The sequence below is a fragment of the Pseudomonas sp. ERMR1:02 genome, from assembly GCF_002277815.1.
GTDB lineage: Bacteria > Pseudomonadota > Gammaproteobacteria > Pseudomonadales > Pseudomonadaceae > Aquipseudomonas.
In genome coordinates this window covers 442,359-461,039 of sequence record NZ_NKJI01000003.1, presented here as the reverse complement: position 1 = coordinate 461,039, position 18,681 = coordinate 442,359, and the positions used below count along the sequence as shown (strand labels likewise).

The 18,681-nt window shown below is 58.7% G+C and carries 17 protein-coding genes and 2 pseudogenes; 12 read left to right on the top strand and 7 right to left on the bottom strand.

All coding sequences use genetic code 11. From position 1 onward, the window contains the following. Window positions 1-71: 71 nt before the first annotated feature. The 5 genes from phhA to CES87_RS08240 all read left to right on the top strand — a co-directional run bounded on the left by phhA (window position 72) and on the right by CES87_RS08240 (window position 4,509). Window positions 72-863 carry a phenylalanine 4-monooxygenase gene (phhA, locus tag CES87_RS08260; protein WP_128605747.1) on the top strand — a complete coding sequence of 264 codons (792 nt, stop codon included), beginning with the start codon at window positions 72-74 and terminating at the stop codon, window positions 861-863. 118 nt (window positions 864-981) lie between these two features. After that, the gene (locus tag CES87_RS08255; protein WP_128605746.1) at window positions 982-1,338 is read left to right on the top strand and encodes a 4a-hydroxytetrahydrobiopterin dehydratase; all 357 of its coding nucleotides are present in this window, start codon (window positions 982-984) and stop codon (window positions 1,336-1,338) included. Beyond that, window positions 1,338-2,531, top strand: coding sequence for an amino acid aminotransferase (locus CES87_RS08250; RefSeq protein WP_128605745.1), 1,194 nt, complete (start codon window positions 1,338-1,340; stop codon window positions 2,529-2,531). The genes CES87_RS08255 and CES87_RS08250 overlap by 1 nt, the downstream gene beginning before the upstream one ends. A 493-nt stretch (window positions 2,532-3,024) precedes the next feature. Then, window positions 3,025-3,207 carry a hypothetical protein gene (locus CES87_RS08245; protein WP_128605744.1) on the top strand — a complete coding sequence of 61 codons (183 nt, stop codon included), beginning with the start codon at window positions 3,025-3,027 and terminating at the stop codon, window positions 3,205-3,207. Between the two features lie 102 nt (window positions 3,208-3,309). Then, complete coding sequence (locus CES87_RS08240; protein WP_128605743.1) at window positions 3,310-4,509, top strand: MFS transporter; 1,200 nt, start codon at window positions 3,310-3,312, stop codon at window positions 4,507-4,509. On the opposite strand, the gene arfB is transcribed toward CES87_RS08240, so the two are convergent. After that, the gene (gene arfB / locus CES87_RS08235; protein ID WP_128605742.1) at window positions 4,506-4,919 is read right to left on the bottom strand and encodes an alternative ribosome rescue aminoacyl-tRNA hydrolase ArfB; all 414 of its coding nucleotides are present in this window, start codon (window positions 4,917-4,919) and stop codon (window positions 4,506-4,508) included. The two genes, CES87_RS08240 and arfB, sit on opposite strands and share 4 nt — an antisense overlap. Before the next feature lie 86 nt (window positions 4,920-5,005). Continuing rightward, window positions 5,006-6,352 carry a DEAD/DEAH box helicase gene (locus tag CES87_RS08230; protein ID WP_128605741.1) on the bottom strand — a complete coding sequence of 449 codons (1,347 nt, stop codon included), beginning with the start codon at window positions 6,350-6,352 and terminating at the stop codon, window positions 5,006-5,008. Between the two features lie 192 nt (window positions 6,353-6,544). Here CES87_RS08230 and CES87_RS08225 point away from each other — a divergent pair, with 192 nt between their 5' ends. After that, a complete protein-coding gene (locus tag CES87_RS08225; protein WP_128605740.1) occupies window positions 6,545-7,843 on the top strand; it encodes a mechanosensitive ion channel family protein in 1,299 nt (432 codons plus the stop codon). 102 nt (window positions 7,844-7,945) lie between these two features. On the opposite strand, the gene CES87_RS08220 is transcribed toward CES87_RS08225, so the two are convergent. After that, window positions 7,946-8,815, bottom strand: coding sequence for a carboxylate/amino acid/amine transporter (locus tag CES87_RS08220; protein WP_128605739.1), 870 nt, complete (start codon window positions 8,813-8,815; stop codon window positions 7,946-7,948). Window positions 8,816-8,863: 48 nt separating this feature from the next. Here CES87_RS08220 and CES87_RS32975 point away from each other — a divergent pair. After that, window positions 8,864-8,992, top strand: a pseudogene (locus tag CES87_RS32975) (metal ABC transporter ATP-binding protein); the annotation flags it as partial. 168 nt (window positions 8,993-9,160) lie between these two features. On the opposite strand, the gene CES87_RS08210 reads toward CES87_RS32975, so the two are convergent. After that, the gene (locus CES87_RS08210; protein ID WP_128605738.1) at window positions 9,161-9,760 is read right to left on the bottom strand and encodes an FMN-dependent NADH-azoreductase; all 600 of its coding nucleotides are present in this window, start codon (window positions 9,758-9,760) and stop codon (window positions 9,161-9,163) included. 150 nt (window positions 9,761-9,910) lie between these two features. Further along, entirely contained in the window at window positions 9,911-10,225 is a 315-nt protein-coding gene (locus CES87_RS08205; RefSeq protein ID WP_128605737.1) for a 3-phosphoglycerate kinase, read from the bottom strand. Window positions 10,226-10,274: 49 nt separating this feature from the next. On the opposite strand from CES87_RS08205, the gene CES87_RS08200 reads away from it, so the two are divergent. From CES87_RS08200 to CES87_RS08185, 4 genes and pseudogenes are all read left to right on the top strand, one after another. Then, complete coding sequence (locus CES87_RS08200; protein ID WP_128605736.1) at window positions 10,275-11,198, top strand: LysR family transcriptional regulator; 924 nt, start codon at window positions 10,275-10,277, stop codon at window positions 11,196-11,198. A gap of 14 nt (window positions 11,199-11,212) precedes the next feature. Beyond that, window positions 11,213-12,017: pseudogene (locus tag CES87_RS08195) on the top strand (alpha/beta fold hydrolase). Between the two features lie 3 nt (window positions 12,018-12,020). After that, window positions 12,021-12,578: a peptidylprolyl isomerase gene (locus tag CES87_RS08190; RefSeq protein ID WP_128605735.1), complete on the top strand. Its 558-nt coding sequence runs from the start codon at window positions 12,021-12,023 to the stop codon at window positions 12,576-12,578. 93 nt (window positions 12,579-12,671) lie between these two features. Further along, window positions 12,672-14,504 (top strand): ABC transporter ATP-binding protein, encoded by a 1,833-nt coding sequence (locus CES87_RS08185; protein WP_128605734.1) that lies wholly within the window; start codon window positions 12,672-12,674, stop codon window positions 14,502-14,504. A 145-nt stretch (window positions 14,505-14,649) separates the two neighbouring features. Here CES87_RS08185 and CES87_RS08180 read toward each other — a convergent pair whose 3' ends face one another. Further along, on the bottom strand, window positions 14,650-15,774 hold the full coding sequence (locus CES87_RS08180; RefSeq protein ID WP_128605733.1) for a GNAT family N-acetyltransferase: 1,125 nt from the start codon (window positions 15,772-15,774) through the stop codon (window positions 14,650-14,652). 282 nt (window positions 15,775-16,056) lie between these two features. On the opposite strand from CES87_RS08180, the gene CES87_RS08175 reads away from it, so the two are divergent. Beyond that, window positions 16,057-17,379, top strand: a complete 1,323-nt coding sequence (locus tag CES87_RS08175; protein WP_128605732.1) for a putative porin — start codon at window positions 16,057-16,059, stop codon at window positions 17,377-17,379. Between the two features lie 173 nt (window positions 17,380-17,552). Here CES87_RS08175 and CES87_RS08170 read toward each other — a convergent pair whose 3' ends face one another. Next, the gene (locus CES87_RS08170; protein WP_128605731.1) at window positions 17,553-18,605 is read right to left on the bottom strand and encodes an AI-2E family transporter; all 1,053 of its coding nucleotides are present in this window, start codon (window positions 18,603-18,605) and stop codon (window positions 17,553-17,555) included. Between the last annotated feature and the right edge of the window lie 76 nt (window positions 18,606-18,681).

Below are 18,681 nucleotides of genomic sequence, written 5' to 3'. Positions count from 1 at the left end.
CGCAATCCTTGAGGTATTCCTAAGTCCATAGCAGTACATAACAAGAACGAATCCCCTAGCAGGAGAGCAGCATGAAGCAGACGCAATACGTGGCTCGCGAGCCCGATGCGCATGGTTTTATCGACTACACCGCCGAAGAACACGCGGTGTGGAACACGCTGATCACTCGTCAACTGAAGGTGATCGAAGGGCGTGCGTGCCAGGAATATCTGGACGGTATCGAAAAACTCGGTCTGCCCCACGACCGCATTCCGCAACTGGACGAGATCAACAAGGTCCTCGGTGAAACCACCGGCTGGCAGGTCGCCCGCGTTCCCGCGCTGATCCCTTTCCAGACCTTTTTTGAATTGCTCGCCAGCAAGCAGTTTCCAGTGGCGACCTTTATTCGTACCCGCGAAGAGCTGGATTACCTGCAAGAGCCGGACATTTTCCATGAGATCTTCGGCCACTGTCCGTTGTTGACCAATTCCTGGTTCGCCGAATTCACCCACACCTACGGCAAACTTGGCCTACAGGCTTCCAAGGAAGAGCGCGTGTACCTGGCGCGTCTGTACTGGATGACCATTGAGTTCGGCCTGCTCGATACTGCGCAAGGCCAGCGCATCTACGGTGGCGGCATCCTGTCTTCGCCCAAAGAAACCGTGTACTGCCTGTCGGACGAGCCTGAGCATCAGGTGTTCAATCCGCTGGAATGCATGCGCACGCCGTACCGCATCGATATCCTGCAGCCACTGTACTTTGTCCTGCCGAACCTCAAGCGCCTGTTCGACTTGGCCCACGAAGACATCATGGGCATGGTCAAGCAAGCGATGCAGATGGGTCTGCATGCACCGAAATTTCCGCCAAAGCCAAAAGCCGCCTGAACCGCTGCTTTTACGATCAAGTGAGTCTGTCTGGAAACCGCGCTTTGCGTTAGCGTGGTCGCTCTTAATCCAGTTGCATGACGACCGATTTCCATTTTTTCGATTTCAGGAATTCAACATGTCCACATTGAACCAAGCCCACTGCGAAGCCTGCCAAGCCGGCGCCCCTCAAGTCAGCGACGAAGAGTTGCCGATCCTGATCAAGCAGATCCCGGACTGGAACATCGAAGTACGCGACAGCATCATGCAGCTGGAAAAAGTATTCCTGTTCAAAAACTTCAAGCACGCCTTGGCGTTCACTAACGCTGTCGGCGAAATCTCCGAGGCCGAAGGTCACCACCCGGGCCTGCTGACCGAGTGGGGCAAAGTCACCGTGACCTGGTGGAGCCACTCGATCAAAGGCCTGCACCGCAATGACTTCATCATGGCCGCGCGCACTGACGAAGTGGCCAAGACTGCAGAAGGACGCAAGTAATGCACTTCGACGCCATTGGCCGGGTGCCCGGCGATCCGATCCTCGGCCTGATGGAGGCCTACGCGCAGGATCCGAACCCGCGCAAGTTCGACCTTGGCGTCGGTGTCTATAAAGACGCACAGGGCCTGACGCCGATTCCTCAGTCGGTAAAACTGGCCGAGGCGCGATTGGTGGATCGTCAGACCACCAAGACCTACATTGGCGGTCACGGCGAACCGGCGTTCGGTAAGGCTATCAATGAGCTGGTGCTTGGCGCCGAATCGCCACTGATCCGCGATAAACGTGCCGGCGCCACCCAGACCCCGGGCGGCACCGGCGCGCTGCGCTTGAGCGCAGACTTCATCGCCCAGTGCCTGCCGGGCCGTGGCGTTTGGCTGAGTAATCCGACCTGGCCGATCCACGAAACCATTTTCGCCACGGCAGGAGTCAAGGTCAGTCACTACCCGTACGTGGGCAGCGACAACCGTCTCGACGTCGACGCGATGCTCGCGGTGCTCAATGAGGTACCCAAGGGCGATGTGGTGTTGCTGCACGCTTGCTGCCACAACCCGACCGGGTTCGATCTGTCCCACGACGACTGGCGTCGGGTGCTGGACGTGGTGCGTCGACGTGAGCTGCTTCCGCTGATCGACTTCGCCTACCAGGGCTTTGGCGATGGTCTGGAACAGGACGCCTGGTCTACCCGTCTGTTCGCCGCAGAACTGCCGGAGGTGCTGATCACCAGCTCCTGCTCGAAGAACTTCGGCCTGTACCGCGACCGCACCGGTGCCCTGATTGTCTGCGCGAAAACCGCAGACAAACTGGTAGATATTCGCAGCCAACTGGCCAACATCGCCCGCAACCTGTGGTCGACGCCGCCGGATCATGGTGCCGCGGTGGTGGCGACCATCCTTGGCGATCCGGAGTTGAAACAGCTCTGGAGCGATGAAGTGGAAGCCATGCGCTTGCGTATCGCCCAACTGCGTAGCGGTCTGGTGGAAGCGCTGGAGCCTCACGGCTTGCGCGAGCGCTTTGCGCACATTGGCGTGCAGCGCGGGATGTTTTCCTACACCGGATTGACGCCGGAGCAGGTCAAGCAATTGCGCGATCATCACAGCGTCTACATGGTTGGCACAGGCCGGGCGAACGTGGCGGGGATTGATGCGACGCGTCTGGATTTGCTGGCTGAGGCCATCGCCACAGTCTGCAAATAACTTCCCTCCACCTCTGATCGTTCCCACGCTCTGCGTGGGAATGCAGCCCGGGACGCTGCGCGTCCCAAATCAAGAGCCGAACGCGGAGCGTCCGTAGAGGCATTCCCACGCAGAGCGTGGGAACGATCACCGTCGTGTTACCCACACACTCCTGTCTATACAACCCCATCCGTCGAAACAAATGGATATAAAGTCTGTTTGTCATTTCTTGTGCTGTATCCTCTCCAGGCTTTTTCAAAAGCGCGGATCTACCAGATCTATCAACAGACTTAGCGAGGAGCGCGACTATGCACGAGATTCCTAATCTCCCCTTCCCAAGCCTGCACGAACCTGAGCAGACGACCACGCAACAAGCCGGCGCCCAACAGCCCGAGCCGAGAGAAGCATCTGACAGCCGCCAGGCTGACAGCGAAGACTGAAACACCGCCGTACAGACCGTGTGGAAAGCGCTAACATGCGCTTTCCACACCGCCTGAACCGTGAGCCCTCCTCCATGACCGACGATTTTAGCGAAGAGCAAGCCAGCGTTCTGATCGGCACCGCCGAGAAAATGATCGAGATCTGGAATCGCCTCTCTCCCGAGAAACAAGCCGCTTTGCTCGCCCGTTTCGGCAGCGAAGAAAATGCGCTCGCCGCCCTGGTCACCACGCAATTGGTGGCGCCTGCCAAGCCCTGACGGTCCGTCCGGCAAATAGTTTTACTTTTTCACGACCCACGAACGCTAGCACCGTTATCATAAGCAGCCTATCTAATCCTGCTTTCCCGTGGACCTTTACCCATGTCTGAAAACCAGCGCCCCCTGGCGGTCACGCTGCAAGTTGTTTCCATCGTTCTGTTTACCTTTATCGGCTACCTGAATATCGGCATTCCTCTGGCGGTACTGCCTGGCTACGTCCACAGCGACCTGGGTTTCGGCGCGGTGATCGCGGGGCTTGTGATCAGTGTGCAATACCTCGCCACCCTGCTCAGCCGTCCCTACGCCGGGAAAATCATCGACAACAAGGGCAGCAAGCTGGCAGTGATGTATGGCTTGGCCGGTTGCGGCTTGAGCGGTGTCTTCATGCTGATTTCGGCGTGGACCCAGAACTTGCCCATGTTGAGTCTGACCAGTCTGTTGATCGGGCGCCTGGTGCTTGGCAGCGCGGAAAGCCTGGTGGGATCGGGTTCGATTGGCTGGGGCATCGGCCGGGTGGGTGCGGCGAACACCGCCAAGGTCATCTCCTGGAACGGCATCGCCAGCTATGGCGCACTGGCCGTCGGTGCTCCGCTGGGCGTATGGCTGGTCGGCAAACTGGGTTTGTGGAGCATGGGCGTGAGCATTGTGCTGCTGGCGATATTCGGCCTGCTGCTGGCCTGGCCGAAAACCGCCGCGCCAATCGTGGTCGGTGAGCGCTTGCCTTTCATGCATGTGCTCGGGCGGGTACTGCCCCACGGTTGCGGCCTGGCGTTGGGCTCCATCGGTTTCGGCACCATCGCTACCTTTATCACCCTGTATTACGCCACCCAGCACTGGGATAACGCGGTGTTGTGCCTGAGCCTGTTCGGCGCCAGCTTCATCGGCGCGCGGCTGTTGTTCGGCAACCTGATCAATCGCCTGGGAGGCTTTCGCGTGGCGATTGCCTGCCTGTCCGTGGAAACGTTGGGATTGTTGCTGCTGTGGCTGGCGCCGGATGCCCATTGGGCGCTGGCGGGTGCAGCGCTGAGCGGCTTCGGCTTCTCGCTGGTGTTTCCAGCGCTGGGGGTTGAAGCGGTCAACCTGGTGCCCGCCTCTAGCCGAGGCGCGGCGGTCGGGGCCTATTCGCTGTTCATCGATTTGTCACTGGGGATCACTGGGCCACTGGCCGGTGCGGTTGCGGCGGGATTCGGTTTTGCTTCGATCTTCCTGTTCGCCGCGCTGGCTGCAATCAGCAGCTTGATACTCTGCATTTACCTGTACCGGCAGGCACCGAAGAACCGTGAGACTCGGGAAACCCGCTAGAAATCCACTTTGCCGCGCCCGGCCTTGATGTTGCCACGCTTGCTCTTGGATTCGAGCCGACGGGTCTTCGAACCGAGGGTTGGCTTGGTCGGACGGCGTTTCTTTTCGACCTTGGTGGCACTGAGGATCAGTTCAGTCAAACGCTCCAGCGCATCGGCACGGTTCTGCTCCTGGGTCCGGTATTGTTGGGCCTTGATGATCAACACGCCTTCGCTGGTGATGCGACTGTCGCGCAGCGCCAACAACCGCTCCTTGTAAAACTCGGGCAAGGACGAGGCCGGAATGTCGAAGCGCAGATGCACGGCGCTGGAGACCTTGTTGACGTTCTGCCCTCCAGCGCCCTGGGCGCGAATGGCAGTCAACTCGATCTCGGCATCCGGCAGCTGCACGTTGTTGGAAATCACCAGCATGGAAAATCACTACCTCAGGTCTATGCGACATCTAAACAAAAATGCCCGTATCTTGCGATACGGGCATTTTTATTTAGCTTAAGCGCTTACTCAGCAGCCGGCGCCTCTGGCTTGCGGCGCTTGAGCGGGGCCATGCCGTCCTTGCTGACCAGCGACGGGGCTTCGGCCTTCGGACGGTTGGCGCTCTTGCGCTTGGTTGGGGTCTTGGCAGCGACTTTTTTCTTGTCGCCCTTGGCGTCGGTCTTTTTCTTCTTCACGCCGACAGCTTTGCCCGAGGCCTTGACCTTTTTCGGTCCGCCGTAGGTGCCTTTGACTTCCTTGATGGTGCGGCGCTCGAAGCTCTGTTTGAGATAGCGCTCGATGCTCGACATCAGGTTCCAGTCGCCGTGGCAGATCAGCGAGATCGCCAGACCATCATTGCCGGCACGGCCGGTACGACCGATACGGTGTACATATTCGTCGCCGCTGCGTGGCATGTCGAAGTTGATCACCAGGTCCAGGCCGTCGACGTCCAGACCGCGAGCAGCAACGTCGGTAGCCACGAGGATTTTCACCCCGCCCTGCTTCAGACGATCGATCGCCAGTTTGCGATCCTTCTGGTCCTTTTCGCCGTGCAGTACGAACGCTTTGTATTCCTGTGCCACCAGGCGACCGTAGATACGGTCGGCCATGGCACGGGTATTGGTGAAGACGATGGCCTTCTGATAGGTCTCGTTGGCCAGCAACCAGTTAACGATCTGCTCTTTGTGCTGGTTGTGGTCGGCGGTGATGATTTGCTGGCGGGTGGTCTCGTTCAGCTGGCTGACCGCGTTGAGCTGCAAGTGCTCAGGGTTGTTCAACACCTTGGCGACCATCTCGCGCAGGCCCGAACCACCGGTGGTGGCAGAGAACAACATGGTCTGCTGACGATTGGTGCACTCGTCCACCAGGCGCTGCACGTCTTCGGCGAAACCCATGTCAAGCATGCGGTCGGCTTCGTCGAGCACCAGCACTTCGACTTCTTTCAGGTCGAGGTTGCCGGCGTTCAGCTGCTCGATCATCCGCCCCGGCGTACCGATCAGGATGTCCGGCACCTTGCGCAGCATGGCGGCCTGGACCTTGAAGTCTTCACCGCCGGTGATCAGGCCGGACTTGATGAAAGTGAACTGCGCGAAGCGTTCAACTTCTTTCAAGGTCTGCTGGGCCAGCTCGCGGGTGGGCAGCAGGATCAGTGTCTTGATGCTGACACGGATCTTGGCCGGGCCGATCAGACGGTTGAGGATCGGCAGGACGAAAGCGGCAGTCTTGCCGCTACCGGTTTGCGCCGTCACCCGCAAGTCACGCCCCTGGAGCGCCAGCGGAATAGCCGCTGCTTGCACAGGCGTTGGCTCGACAAATTTAAGCTCGGCCACGGCTTTGAGCAGGCGTTCGTGAAGGGCGAATTCGGAAAACACGGGTGCTACCTCGAAGAAATGCAAAAAATCAGCTGCATAGGTTACCGGTTTCGGGCGCCCAGGCCGAGCGTCTTTATACAAACGGGCGCAATCAGTGGCTTTTTTGTTGCCTGACTTGTCCCAGATCGCAATACAAAGCGTCTTAAATGCTCTAATCGCCCGTCGCGTCTTATAGAAGAATCGTTTTTGCCCATGGATATCAAACAGCTCTGGCTCAACGCCCAAGACCTTTGGGGCGCCCTCGATCAGCACCCGCTCCTGCATGCCAGCCTGGCGCTGGTGGTGCTGTTGGTGATCGCCCTGGTGCTCGGACGAGTGGCACGCTACCTGATCCTGCACGCCAGCCGCATGCTTGGCCGTCAGCCCGCCTTGCACTGGATCAACGACTTTCGCCACAACAAGGTGTTTCAGCGCCTGGCACAGATGACGCCATCGCTGGTGATCCAGTTCGGTCTGCATCTGGTGCCGGAACTGAGTAAAACCGCGATGATCTTCCTCGGCAACGTGGCACTGGCATTCACCATTCTGTTCCTGATGTTATCCATCAGTGCCCTGCTCAATGCCTTGCTGGACATCTACGCCCGCACCGAGCACGCCCGCACCCGCTCGATCAAAGGCTATGTGCAACTGGCGAAAATGGTCTTGTATGTGTTTGGCGCGATCATCATTGTCGCGACGTTGATCGACCGTTCGCCGCTGTTGCTGCTGTCCGGACTGGGTGCCATGTCGGCGGTGATTCTGTTGGTCTACAAAGACACGCTGCTGTCGTTCGTCGCCAGCGTGCAGTTGACCAGTAACGACATGCTGCGGGTCGGCGACTGGATCGAGATGCCGCAAGTCGGTGCCGATGGCGATGTGGTGGACATCACCCTGCACACGGTCAAAGTACAGAACTTTGATAAGACCATCGTTTCCATCCCGACCTGGCGCCTGATGTCCGAGTCGTTCAAGAACTGGCGTGGCATGCAGCAGTCCGGTGGTCGACGGATCAAGCGCAGCCTGTTCATCGACGCCAGCGGCGTGCGATTCATCCGCAATGACGAAGAGCAGAAACTCTCCCAGGTACATTTACTGACTGACTACATCAGCCGCAAACAGGCCGAACTCAAAGCCTGGAATGAAGCCCAGGGCAACGTCGCGGCCATGTCGGCCAACCGTCGACGGATGACCAATATCGGGACGTTTCGCGCCTATGCCCTGGCGTATCTGAAGAGCCACCCGGAGGTCCAGCCGAACATGACTTGCATGGTCCGACAGATGCAGACCACGGCCCAGGGTATCCCGCTGGAAATCTACTGCTTCACCCGCACCACGGCATGGGCCGATTACGAGCGTATTCAGGGTGATATTTTCGATTACTTGCTGGCGGTGCTGCCGGAATTCGGGTTAAGCCTTTATCAGCAGCCCAGTGGCACGGATTTACGCGCTGGCTTGCTGCCGGCTGTCCTCGGCGCAAGCCATATTCCCCAGCCGGAAAAACAAATCATGTAACACAACATATCCCACTGTAGGAGCGAGGCTTGCCCGCGGCGACGGAGTGTCAATCGACACCAATGTTTCCTGACACACCGCCTTCGCGGGCAAGCCTCGCTCCTACGAAGAGTGCAAGGCGGCCGGTCTGACACCCAACCGACTGACCCACACCGCCATCAGAATCACCGCCCCACCCAGCAACAACCGCCCCAGCTCTTCATGCTGATTCCAGATCAGCAAATTGATCAACAACCCCACCGGCACATGCAGGTTGTTCATCACCGCCAGCGTCCCGCCATTGACCAGGCACGCGCCTTTATTCCACCAGTACAACCCCAACGCCGTCGAGACCAGGCCGAGGAAGAACAATACGCCCCATTGCAGTGGCGCTTCGGGCAGGAAGTTCTGTTTGCCGAACAGCAGAAATGCCGGCAATGCCACCGCCAGTGCACCCAGGTAGAAATAGCCGAAGCGTCGGTAATGCGGCAGATCGCTCGGATACCGCGCCACCAGATGCTTATAGAGCACTTGTCCGGCGGCATAGGTGAAGTTGGCCAGTTGCAGCAGCAGGAACCCCATGAAGAAATCCGGGTTGATGCGGTCGAAACGAATGACCGCCGCGCCTGCCACCGCCACCAGGGCTGCGATCAATGCCCATGGATTGAAGCGGCGATTCAGCGCGTCTTCGATCAGGGTCACGTGCAACGGCGTGAGGATGGTGAACAGCAACACTTCCGGGACCGTCAGCACGCGAAAGCTCAGGTACAGACAGACGTAAGTTACGCCGAACTGCAGGGCGCCGATCAGCAACATGCCGCGCATGAAAGCAGGCGCCACCGAGCGCCAGCGCGTCAATGGAATGAACACCAGTCCGGCCAGCAGCACGCGCACCAGCACCGCGAAGTAACTGTCGACATGGCCGGCAAGGTATTCGCCGATCAGACTGAAGGAAAACGCCTGGATCAGCGTGACAAAAAGTAGATAGCCCATGCTCGCCTCGTTTCGAATGGCGGCGACGATAGCGGGTTTTGCCCTTCACTGCGAATCGTCAGGCAGCACCAATCCCCTGTGGGAGCGGGCTTGCTCGCGAAGAGGTCGTGTCAGTCACCATCAAAGTTGAATGACACACCGCATTCGCGAGCAAGCCCGCTCCCACAGGGGATTGGTGGAAATTCATCAAATCCCGCGCAAAAAAAAGCCCGATCTCGCTAAAGCGTTCAATCGGGCTACAGCACTCAGGAGCAATAAGTGCAAAGGGAGGTTCGATGCGCGTACAGGCTTGAAGGGTTGCGCCAGGTCACTAGACCATCCAGCGATTATCTGGCGATTAACCGGTCAGGCCACCTGCGAAAGCTTGGCATTGGCCTGGTTCAGGCCTTTCTCCTGGAAGTCGCCGCCCAGGTTCATGCCTTCGGCGTGAATGAACGTCACGTCGTGGATGCCGATGAAGCCCATGACCTGACGCAGGTACGGTTCCTGATGGTCCGCGGTGCTGCCGGCGTAGATCCCGCCGCGAGCGGTCAGCACGTAGGCACGTTTGCCGCTAAGCAGGCCCTGCGGACCGGTTTCGGTGTACTTGAAGGTCACGCCGGCACGCAGCACATGATCGAGCCAGGCTTTGAGGGTGCTCGGAATGGCGAAGTTATACATCGGCGCAGCCATGACCAGCACGTCGGCAGCCAGCAATTCGTCGGTCAACTGGTTGGAGCGTTCCAGGGAAAGCTGTTCGATGTCGCTGCGCTGATCGGCGGGTTTCATCCAGCCGCCCAGCAGGTTGATGTCCAGGTGGGGCACCGGGTTGACGGCCAGGTCACGAACGGTGATCTGGTCCTGCGGGTGCGCGGCTTTCCACTGGTTGATGAAGGTCTGGGTCAGTTGACGGGAAACCGAGTCTTGCTGACGGGCACTGCTTTCGATGATCAGAACGCGTGACATGGGATGTAGTCTCCATCTGAGAATGCTGTAGGTCGATGGAGTGAAGGTTAAACAGTGTTGCATCGATCAAAAAGCGCAAATAACTGCTATAACCGATCAATAAATTCGTTTATAAGCGGAGCATGACGGGCTGGCCTGCTCCGCTGGATGTCATTTCGGCTTGCAGGTCATGCTGATGTACAGCTTGATGATTTTGCGATTGAACTTGGCTGAAAGGTCCGCGCTTTTGCCGGCATCGAGATTGATCCTGCGTGTCTTTGGCGATTCAGGACCATTGCGAAACACTACCGCGCATTCGGCGGCGGTCTCACCGTAGTTGTTCACGGTAATCGAACCCATGTCGTAATCGGAGGCATAGGTGGTGTAGTCGATCTTCAGGCCGTTGAGTTCTTTTTGTACGTCGATCGGATAGGCAAACGCAGTCAGTGGCAACATTGCCAGCAGCAATAAACAGATTTTTTTCATTCAGCAGTCTCCAATAAGAACTGCCAGCTTAGGACAACAGGAGCCCATCATGAAAGCGCCCCGCGTGACCCTTGATCAATGGCGAACGCTTCAGGCCGTGGTCGACCACGGTGGTTTCGCCCAGGCCGCCGAGGCGCTGCACCGCTCGCAATCGTCAGTCAGCTACACCGTAGCGCGCATGCAGGACCACCTCGGTGTGCCGCTGCTGCGCATCGATGGCCGCAAAGCGGTGCTGACCGAGGCCGGTGGTGTACTGCTGCGCCGGTCCCGGCAACTGGTAAAACAGGCCAGTCAACTGGAAGACCTTGCCCACCACATGGAACAAGGCTGGGAAGCCGAAGTGCGCCTGGTGGTCGACGCCGCTTACCCCAGCGCCCGCCTCGTCCGCGCCCTGACCGCGTTCATGCCGCAAAGCCGTGGTTGCCGGGTGCGTTTGCGCGAGGAAGTATTGTCGGGGGTGGAAGAAGTGCTGCTCGAAGGCGTGGCCGACCTGGCCATCAGCGGTTTCAGCATTCCCGGGTATCTGGGCGCGGAATTGAGCGATGTCGAGTTTGTCGCGGTCGCCCACCCGGAACACCCCCTGCACCGCCTTAACCGTGAACTGAATTTCCAGGACCTTGAAAGCCAATTGCAGGTGGTCATCCGCGACTCCGGTCGCCAGCAACCACGGGATGTAGGCTGGCTCGGCGCGGAACAACGCTGGACCGTCGGTAGCCTGGCCACCGCCGCCACTTTTGTCGGCAGCGGCCTTGGGTTCGCGTGGTTGCCAAGGCACATGATTGAACGGGAACTCAAGGAAGGTACGCTCAAGCTGCTACCGTTGGATCAAGGCGGTAGCCGTAACCCGAGTTTTTACCTGTATTCGAACAAGGACAAACCACTCGGCCCGGCCACGCAGATTCTTATCGAACTGCTGCGCACCTTTGACACCGCGCCGCTGGACGCACCATTCGCTGCCCCTGAACAAGCCTGACACGGAGTGTATGCATGGCCTATTTCGAACACGAAGGTTGCAACCTGCACTATGAGGAATATGGCCACGGCACGCCGTTGCTGCTGGTCCACGGCCTGGGTTCCAGCACCCTGGACTGGGAAAAACAGATCCCCGCGCTGGCCGCTCGCTACCGGGTGATCGTCCCCGATGTGCGCGGCCACGGGCGCTCCGACAAGCCCCGCGAGCGATACAGCATTGCCGGATTCAGCGCCGATCTGGTCGCGCTAATAGAGCATCTGAATCTTGGCCCGACCCATTATGTAGGCTTGTCCATGGGCGGCATGATCGGTTTTCAGCTGGGCGTGGATCAGCCGCAACTGCTTAAAAGCCTGTGCATCGTCAACAGCGCGCCCGAGGTCAAACTGCGCAGCCGCGACGATTACTGGCAGTGGTTCAAACGCTGGAGCCTGATGCGCGTCCTCAGTTTGCGCACCATTGGCAAAACCCTGGGCGGCAAGTTATTTCCCAAACCCGAGCAGGCGGATCTGCGACAAAAGATGACCGAACGCTGGGCAAAAATGACAAACATGCTTATCTCGCCAGCTTCGATGCCATCGTTGGCTGGGGGGTTCAGGAACGACTTTCGAAAGTGTCCTGTCCAACCCTCATCGTCAGCGCCGACCGTGACTACACGCCGGTCTCGCTGAAGGAGAATTACGTAAAACTGCTGCCCGATGCGCGGCTGGTGGTGATTGCCGACTCGCGTCACGCTACCCCGCTGGATCAGCCAGAACATTTCAACCAGACACTGCTCGAGTTTCTCACCGCAGTCGATACCACCACACTCAGGATCACTGACCCATGCTGAAAAAAATCGCCCTCGCCGCTGGCTCCGTACTGTTTGCCGCCAACCTGATGGCGGCGACGCCTGCCAAGGCGCCGCATGTCCTGCTGGAAACCACCAACGGCCAGATCGAAATCGAACTGGACCCGGTCAAGGCCCCGATCAGTACCAAGAACTTCCTTGAGTACGTGGACAGCGGCTTCTACAACAACACGATTTTCCACCGGGTGATTCCGGGCTTCATGGTTCAGGGCGGCGGATTCACCCAACAAATGCAGCAAAAAGACACCAAGGCGCCGATCAAGAACGAGCACAAGAATGGCCTGATGAACGTTCGTGGCACCTTGTCCATGGCGCGTACTTCTGTGCCTGATTCAGCCACCAGCCAGTTCTTCATCAACGTCAAGGACAACGATTTCCTTGACCAGGGTGATGGCTACGCGGTGTTCGGTAAAGTGGTCAAAGGCATGGATGTGGTCGACATCATCGTCAACTCGCCAACCACCATGCGCGGCGGTATGAAAGATGTGCCGGCCGATCCGGTGTTCATCAAGTCGGCCAAGCGCATCGACTGATACTAAGATGGACAAGGATGTCCGAGCCGTTGCCGGTTTTACCGGCAACGCTCAAACCGTTTAAAGGAGTGCCCGTTCGCGGGTGGAAAACCGATGCTTTATCGCCGTTTTGAAAAACTGATCGACATCTTCCGCGACGCCCCGACAGCCGCTCCGCCGGATCGCGTTCTGCCCTTCTATACCTATTATCTCAAGCAGGTCTGGCCGAGTTTCGCCGCCCTCCTGATAGTCGGCCTGTTCGGCGCCTTGATCGAAGTGGCGTTGTTCAGCTACCTGAGCCGCATCATCGATCTGGCCCAGGGCACACCCAATGTCGACTTCTTCCAGGAACACGGCACCGAACTGGCATGGATGGTGGTGGTGGCGCTGATTCTGCGTCCGGTGTTCGTCGGCCTGCATGACCTGCTGGTGCACCAGACCTTAAGCCCTAGCATGACCAGCCTGATCCGCTGGCAAAACCACAGTTACGTGCTCAAACAAAGCCTGAATTTTTTCCAGAATGACTTCGCCGGGCGCATTGCCCAACGCATCATGCAAACCGGCAACTCGTTGCGCGATTCGGCCGTGCAAGCGGTGGATGCACTGTGGCACGTGCTGATCTACGCCATCAGTTCGCTGGTGCTGTTCGCCGAAGCCGACTGGCGCCTGATGATCCCGTTGCTGACCTGGATCGTCGCGTTCATCAGCGCTCTCTATTACTTCGTGCCACGGGTCAAGGAACGCTCGGTCGTGTCTTCCGATGCACGCTCAAAACTCATGGGGCGTATCGTCGACGGCTACACCAACATCACCACCCTGAAGCTGTTCGCTCACACCAACTTCGAGCAGCAATACGCCCGCGAAGCGATCAAGGAACAAACCGAAAAAGCACAACTCGCCGGCCGTGTCGTCACCAGCATGGACGTGGTCATCACCAGCATGAACGGCCTGTTGATCGTCTGCACCACCGGGCTGGCCCTTTGGCTGTGGACGCAGTCGCTGATTACCGTGGGCGCGATCGCGCTAGCCACCGGACTGGTGATCCGGATCGTCAACATGTCCGGCTGGATCATGTGGGTGGTTACCGGTATTTTCGAAAACATTGGCATGGTTCAGGACGGTTTGCAGAGCATCTCGCAACCGGTCAGCGTAACTGACCGCGACCAGGCCAAACCGTTGGCCGTGGCCCGTGGCGAAGTGCGTTTCGATAACGTGGACTTTCACTACGGCAAAAAGAGCGGAATCATCGGCGGGCTCGACCTGACGATCAAACCCGGTGAGAAAATCGGCCTGATCGGTCCGTCCGGTGCTGGCAAGTCGACGCTGGTCAACCTGCTCCTGCGCCTCTACGACGTGGAGGGCGGGAGGATTCTTATCGACGGCCAGAACATTGCCGATGTCAGCCAGGAAAGCTTGCGCGAACGCATCGGCATGATCACCCAGGACACATCCCTGCTGCATCGTTCGATCCGCGACAATCTGCTGTATGGCAAACCCGACGCAACCGACACCGAGCTCTGGGAGGCGGTACATAAAGCGCGCGCCGACGGCTTCATTCCCACGCTGTCGGACGCTGAAGGGCGCATCGGCTTCGATGCCCATGTCGGTGAACGCGGGGTGAAGCTCTCCGGCGGCCAGCGTCAGCGGATCGCCATCGCCCGGGTGCTGCTCAAGGACGCGCCGATCCTGATCATGGACGAAGCCACGTCGGCACTGGATTCGGAGGTCGAAGCGGCGATCCAGGAAAGTCTGGAAACCCTGATGCAGGGCAAAACCGTGATTGCCATCGCCCACCGGCTTTCGACCATCGCCCGGATGGACCGGTTGGTGGTGCTGGAGAACGGCAAGATCGCCGAAACCGGCAGCCACGCCGAACTGCTGGCCCATGGCGGTTTGTATGCGCGGTTGTGGCAGCACCAGACGGGTGGGTTTGTCGGGATCGATTGACCCCCCCGGAGGACTGATCGTTCCCACGCTCCGCGTGGGAATGCCTCAAGGGACGCTCTGCGTCCAGTGACGCGGAGCGTCACGGGCTGCATTCCCACGCAGAGCGTGGGAACGATCAGTCAGGGGTTAGTGTGATCCACCCGAATCAGGATTGCCGATAAGGCAACGCCGTCTTCGCATCCTCGGCATAGGCCAGCACACCCACCCGCTCCTGATGCAGGAAATCTTTGACCGCGGCCTTCAGGCCAGGATGGCGCAGGTAATGCCAGGAATGAGTGATCACCGGTTCAAACCCACGAATCAACTTGTGCTCACCCTGGGCTCCGGCATCGAAGCGCTGGAAGCCGTTGGCGATCGCATAGTCCATTCCCTGGTAGAAACAGGTCTCGAAGTGCAGGCGATCGAACTCCGCCAGACAGCCCCAGTAACGACCGTAGAAACTGTCGCCCCCCACCAGACTGAAAGCCATCGCCACCGGCCGTGAGCCCTGTAAGGCAAACACCACGCGGATCGATTGCGGCATGCGCTCGGCCAGCAGGCTGAAAAACTCCCGCGTCAGGTAAGGTCTTTGCCTACGCACCGCGTAGGTATTGGCGTAGCAGGCGTAGACAAAATCCCACTGCACCTGGGTCAGTTGCCGGCCTTCGAGCCATTCGAACTCAAACCCCTGCCCCGCCACTTGCTCGCGTTCCTTGCGCATCTGTTTGCGTTTTCGCGAACTGAGGGCATCGAGGAAATCCTGGAAGTCCCGATAGCCGCGGTTCTGCCAGTGGTACTGACAGCCAATGCGTTGCAACCAACCCGGTTGTTCGGACAACGCGGCATCAGTAAACGGATCGGTGAAGTTGATGTGGGCGCTGGAGAGTTGTTCGATCTCAAGATAACCCGGCAGGCTTTTCAGTAATTCGAAGCCGTCCTCGACGCTGGCGGCCAGCAAACGCGGACCGCTGACCGGGCTGAACGGAACGGCGGTCAAGAGTTTGGGGTAGTAATCAATGCCGGCGCGTTCGCAAGCATCAGCCCAGGCGTGGTCGAACACGTACTCGCCGTAGGAATGCCATTTGCGGTAACTGGGCAATGCGGCGATCAGTCGATCACCTTCGACATGCAGCAAATGTTCGGGCTGCCAGCCGGAATGGGGACCAATGCTGCCGCTGTCTTCCAGTGCACTCAGAAAGGCGTGACTCAGAAACGGCTGAGTCTCGGGCACCAGGGCGTCCCACGTTTGCGGAGCGATTTCGGACAGACTTTGCAGACGTTGCAACGGCATCACCATCCTCACTCATTCATGGCGCTAAAGCCCCGCAAGTATCGCCTATCGCCATTCATTGCACACCCGCAATTGGACGACAGCGCTCTAACTCAATAGTTCGCGAAGACTTTGTATCGTCATCGACACGCCATCACATTGCCACTGCTCTGTCATAAACCATCGCGATACTGGCGCCTGTTTTTAGAGCGCCGGGTTATACCCGGTCACTGTTTTCCGTCCATCAATGGTCGGTTGTGCCCTGGATGGCTCAGTCATCCACTCTCATCTTCGGAGATTGATATGCGTCTTGCTTCCACGAAAACTGCGGCAGCCCTGTGTGGGGGCCTGCTGCTGGCCATGAGTGTTCCGGCCAGCGCCGCAGTCGACGCCAAACTGCTCGACATGCTCAAAGCTAACGGCTCGATCACCAACGCGCAGTACAGCGAACTGCAAGCCGAGCTGGCCAGGGACCAAAAAGACCAGCAAATCGCCCGTCAAGCTCAACAAGAGAGCAACGAGCAAATCGCGGCAACCGCGAAGAAGACCAATGAACTGAGCACCTTCGACCAGAAACTGGCGTGGGCCGCCAAGACCCAATTCAAGGGCGACGTGCGTTTCCGTCAGGAAACCGTGCAAAACGACGGCGTATCGAACAACAAAGACCAGAATCGTCAGCGCGTTCGTGCCCGCTTGGGTGCCTACAGCGAAATCAACCCGCAAGTCGATACCGGTATCCGTATCGCCACCGGTAACAACGACGACCCGCGCTCCACCAACCAGAGCCTGGACAACTACTTCGACAAGAAGCAGATCTGGCTGGATCAGGGCTACGTCGACTACCACCCGGACGCCATCAAAAACCTGCACATCGTTGGCGGCAAGATGCCTCAGCAATGGGTGAGCATGGGCGACATCATCTGGGATAGCGACATCAGCCCTGAAGGTCTGTCGCTGTCGTACAAGTACCCGCTGAGCGGCAGTACTGAGCTGTTCGGTAGCGCCGGTCACTACACCCTCAAGGACAACGTCGACGGCGACGGCGTGCAGTTCAAACACGACCTGCGTCTGTATGCGGGTCAGTTGGGCGCGCGCTTCGGCATCACCGACAACCTGAAACTGACCCTGGGTGGTAGCGTCTACGGCTACGACAATGATGACAACATCACCCCGGTCGCCGGCGTCATCCCAGGACAATTGGCTATCAACGGCAACAGCCCGAACGAACAGTTCAAACTGTACGAAGGCTTCGGTCAGCTCGACATCGGCGGCCTGCCAGTACCGCTCTCGCTCTACGGTCAGTACGTCGACAACAAAAATGCCAGCAACGATCAGGACACCGCCTGGCTGGCTGGCGTCAAGACCAAGTTCTACGGCTTCGCCGTGGACTACAACTACCGCGACGTGCAGCGTAACGCAGTGGTTGGCGCCTTCACCGACTCCGACTTCGCCAACGGTTTTACCGGTTCGCGCGGCAGCAAGCTGAAAGTGAGCTACGAGCTGGACAAGAACTTCGCCCTGGGTGCCACCTACTTCTTGGCTACCTCTGACCAGACCAACGCCAACATCAACAAGAAAGATTCGGACATCAACACCCTGCAACTGGATGCCGAAGCGAAGTTCTAAAGACGCAGCGGCAAGCTTCAAGCCACAAGTTTAGAGTTCACGCGCATTCTTTGCAGCTTGCCGCTTAAAGCTGCTTCTTTTCAGCCTTGCGTTGGTCTGACGGTCCCCCATCATCCGTCCGCCAGACCAACGCGAGTCTGTTTTCTACGTCTCCTGCGCACTCCGTCCTGAATTCAGCGTCGGTCATCGCCCCTCGCTTGGCTCTTGCTCCAGTCGGTCAACAAGCTGTACGCCACCGCCAGCAGCGTCGGACCGATGAACAGGCCGATGAAGCCGAACGCAATCAACCCGCCGAATACCCCCAGCAGCACAATCACCAATGGCAGATTCCCGCCGCGACTGATCAGGTAAGGCTTGAGCACGTTGTCCACGCCACTGATGATGAATGTGCCCCAGATCCCGAGGAACACCGCCATCCCGTACTCGCCTTTCCAGGCCAGCCAGGCCGTGGCCGGGAGCCATACCAGCGGCGGCCCCATGGGAATCAGGCTGAGCAGGAACGTGAAAATGCCGAGTACCAAAGCCCCCGGCACGCCGGCAATCAGGAACCCGATAAGCGCCAGTACCGCCTGGGCCGCTGCCGTGCCGATCACACCGTTCACCACCCGCTGCACCGTGCCCGCCACCAGTTCGATGTAATACCCGGCGCGGTCGCCGATCAGTCGTTCCAGCAGGCCACGTACGAATGCCGCAATCCTGGGCCCGTCACGATAGAAAAAGAACACGAAGACAATGCTCAAGGTAAGCTCGAGAATGCCGCCACCAATCTGCGCACTGCGCGCCAGCAACCAGTTTCCGACCTGGCCGAAGTAAGGTTTTAGCGACACCATCATCGCCGCGCCTTGCTGATCGACACTGTTCCAGAACGTCGTCAGACGTTCGCCCACTAAGGGAACACTGCCCAGCCAGACCGGTGCTTGCGGCAGGCCATCGACCTGCACATCCTTGATGAACGCCACGGCATCACGCACATGATCCGCCAGGTTGAACCCCAGCCACACCAGCGGCGCCGCCACCAGCACCATCCAGCCCATGGTCAATAGCGCTGCCGCCAGGGATTCTCGACCATTGAGCCAGCGGGTCAGCAGGCGCATCAGCGGCCAACTGGCAAAGGCCAGCACCGCGCCCCAGAACAACGCCGACCAGAACGGCGCCATCACCCAGAAGCTCGCACCAAACAGCACCAGGAGCAGGATCTGCACCAACAGCCGATCGTTACTGATCATCCAATGTCCTGAAAAAAAAGCTCAAAAAAGTCAGTTTGCGAAAGAGTAGGCGAACGCGCAGGACGCGTTCACCCTT

Coding starts and splice junctions, on each gene's coding strand:
- phhA (WP_128605747.1), top strand. CDS start 72: ATGAAGCAGACGCAATACGTGGCTCGCGAGCCCGATGCGCATGGTTTT.
- CES87_RS08255 (WP_128605746.1), top strand. CDS start 982: ATGTCCACATTGAACCAAGCCCACTGCGAAGCCTGCCAAGCCGGCGCC.
- CES87_RS08250 (WP_128605745.1), top strand. CDS start 1,338: ATGCACTTCGACGCCATTGGCCGGGTGCCCGGCGATCCGATCCTCGGC.
- CES87_RS08245 (WP_128605744.1), top strand. CDS start 3,025: ATGACCGACGATTTTAGCGAAGAGCAAGCCAGCGTTCTGATCGGCACC.
- CES87_RS08240 (WP_128605743.1), top strand. CDS start 3,310: ATGTCTGAAAACCAGCGCCCCCTGGCGGTCACGCTGCAAGTTGTTTCC.
- arfB (WP_128605742.1), bottom strand. CDS start 4,919: ATGCTGGTGATTTCCAACAACGTGCAGCTGCCGGATGCCGAGATCGAG.
- CES87_RS08225 (WP_128605740.1), top strand. CDS start 6,545: ATGGATATCAAACAGCTCTGGCTCAACGCCCAAGACCTTTGGGGCGCC.
- CES87_RS08220 (WP_128605739.1), bottom strand. CDS start 8,815: ATGGGCTATCTACTTTTTGTCACGCTGATCCAGGCGTTTTCCTTCAGT.
- CES87_RS08210 (WP_128605738.1), bottom strand. CDS start 9,760: ATGTCACGCGTTCTGATCATCGAAAGCAGTGCCCGTCAGCAAGACTCG.
- CES87_RS08205 (WP_128605737.1), bottom strand. CDS start 10,225: ATGAAAAAAATCTGTTTATTGCTGCTGGCAATGTTGCCACTGACTGCG.
- CES87_RS08200 (WP_128605736.1), top strand. CDS start 10,275: ATGAAAGCGCCCCGCGTGACCCTTGATCAATGGCGAACGCTTCAGGCC.
- CES87_RS08190 (WP_128605735.1), top strand. CDS start 12,021: ATGCTGAAAAAAATCGCCCTCGCCGCTGGCTCCGTACTGTTTGCCGCC.
- CES87_RS08185 (WP_128605734.1), top strand. CDS start 12,672: ATGCTTTATCGCCGTTTTGAAAAACTGATCGACATCTTCCGCGACGCC.
- CES87_RS08180 (WP_128605733.1), bottom strand. CDS start 15,774: ATGCCGTTGCAACGTCTGCAAAGTCTGTCCGAAATCGCTCCGCAAACG.
- CES87_RS08175 (WP_128605732.1), top strand. CDS start 16,057: ATGCGTCTTGCTTCCACGAAAACTGCGGCAGCCCTGTGTGGGGGCCTG.
- CES87_RS08170 (WP_128605731.1), bottom strand. CDS start 18,605: ATGATCAGTAACGATCGGCTGTTGGTGCAGATCCTGCTCCTGGTGCTG.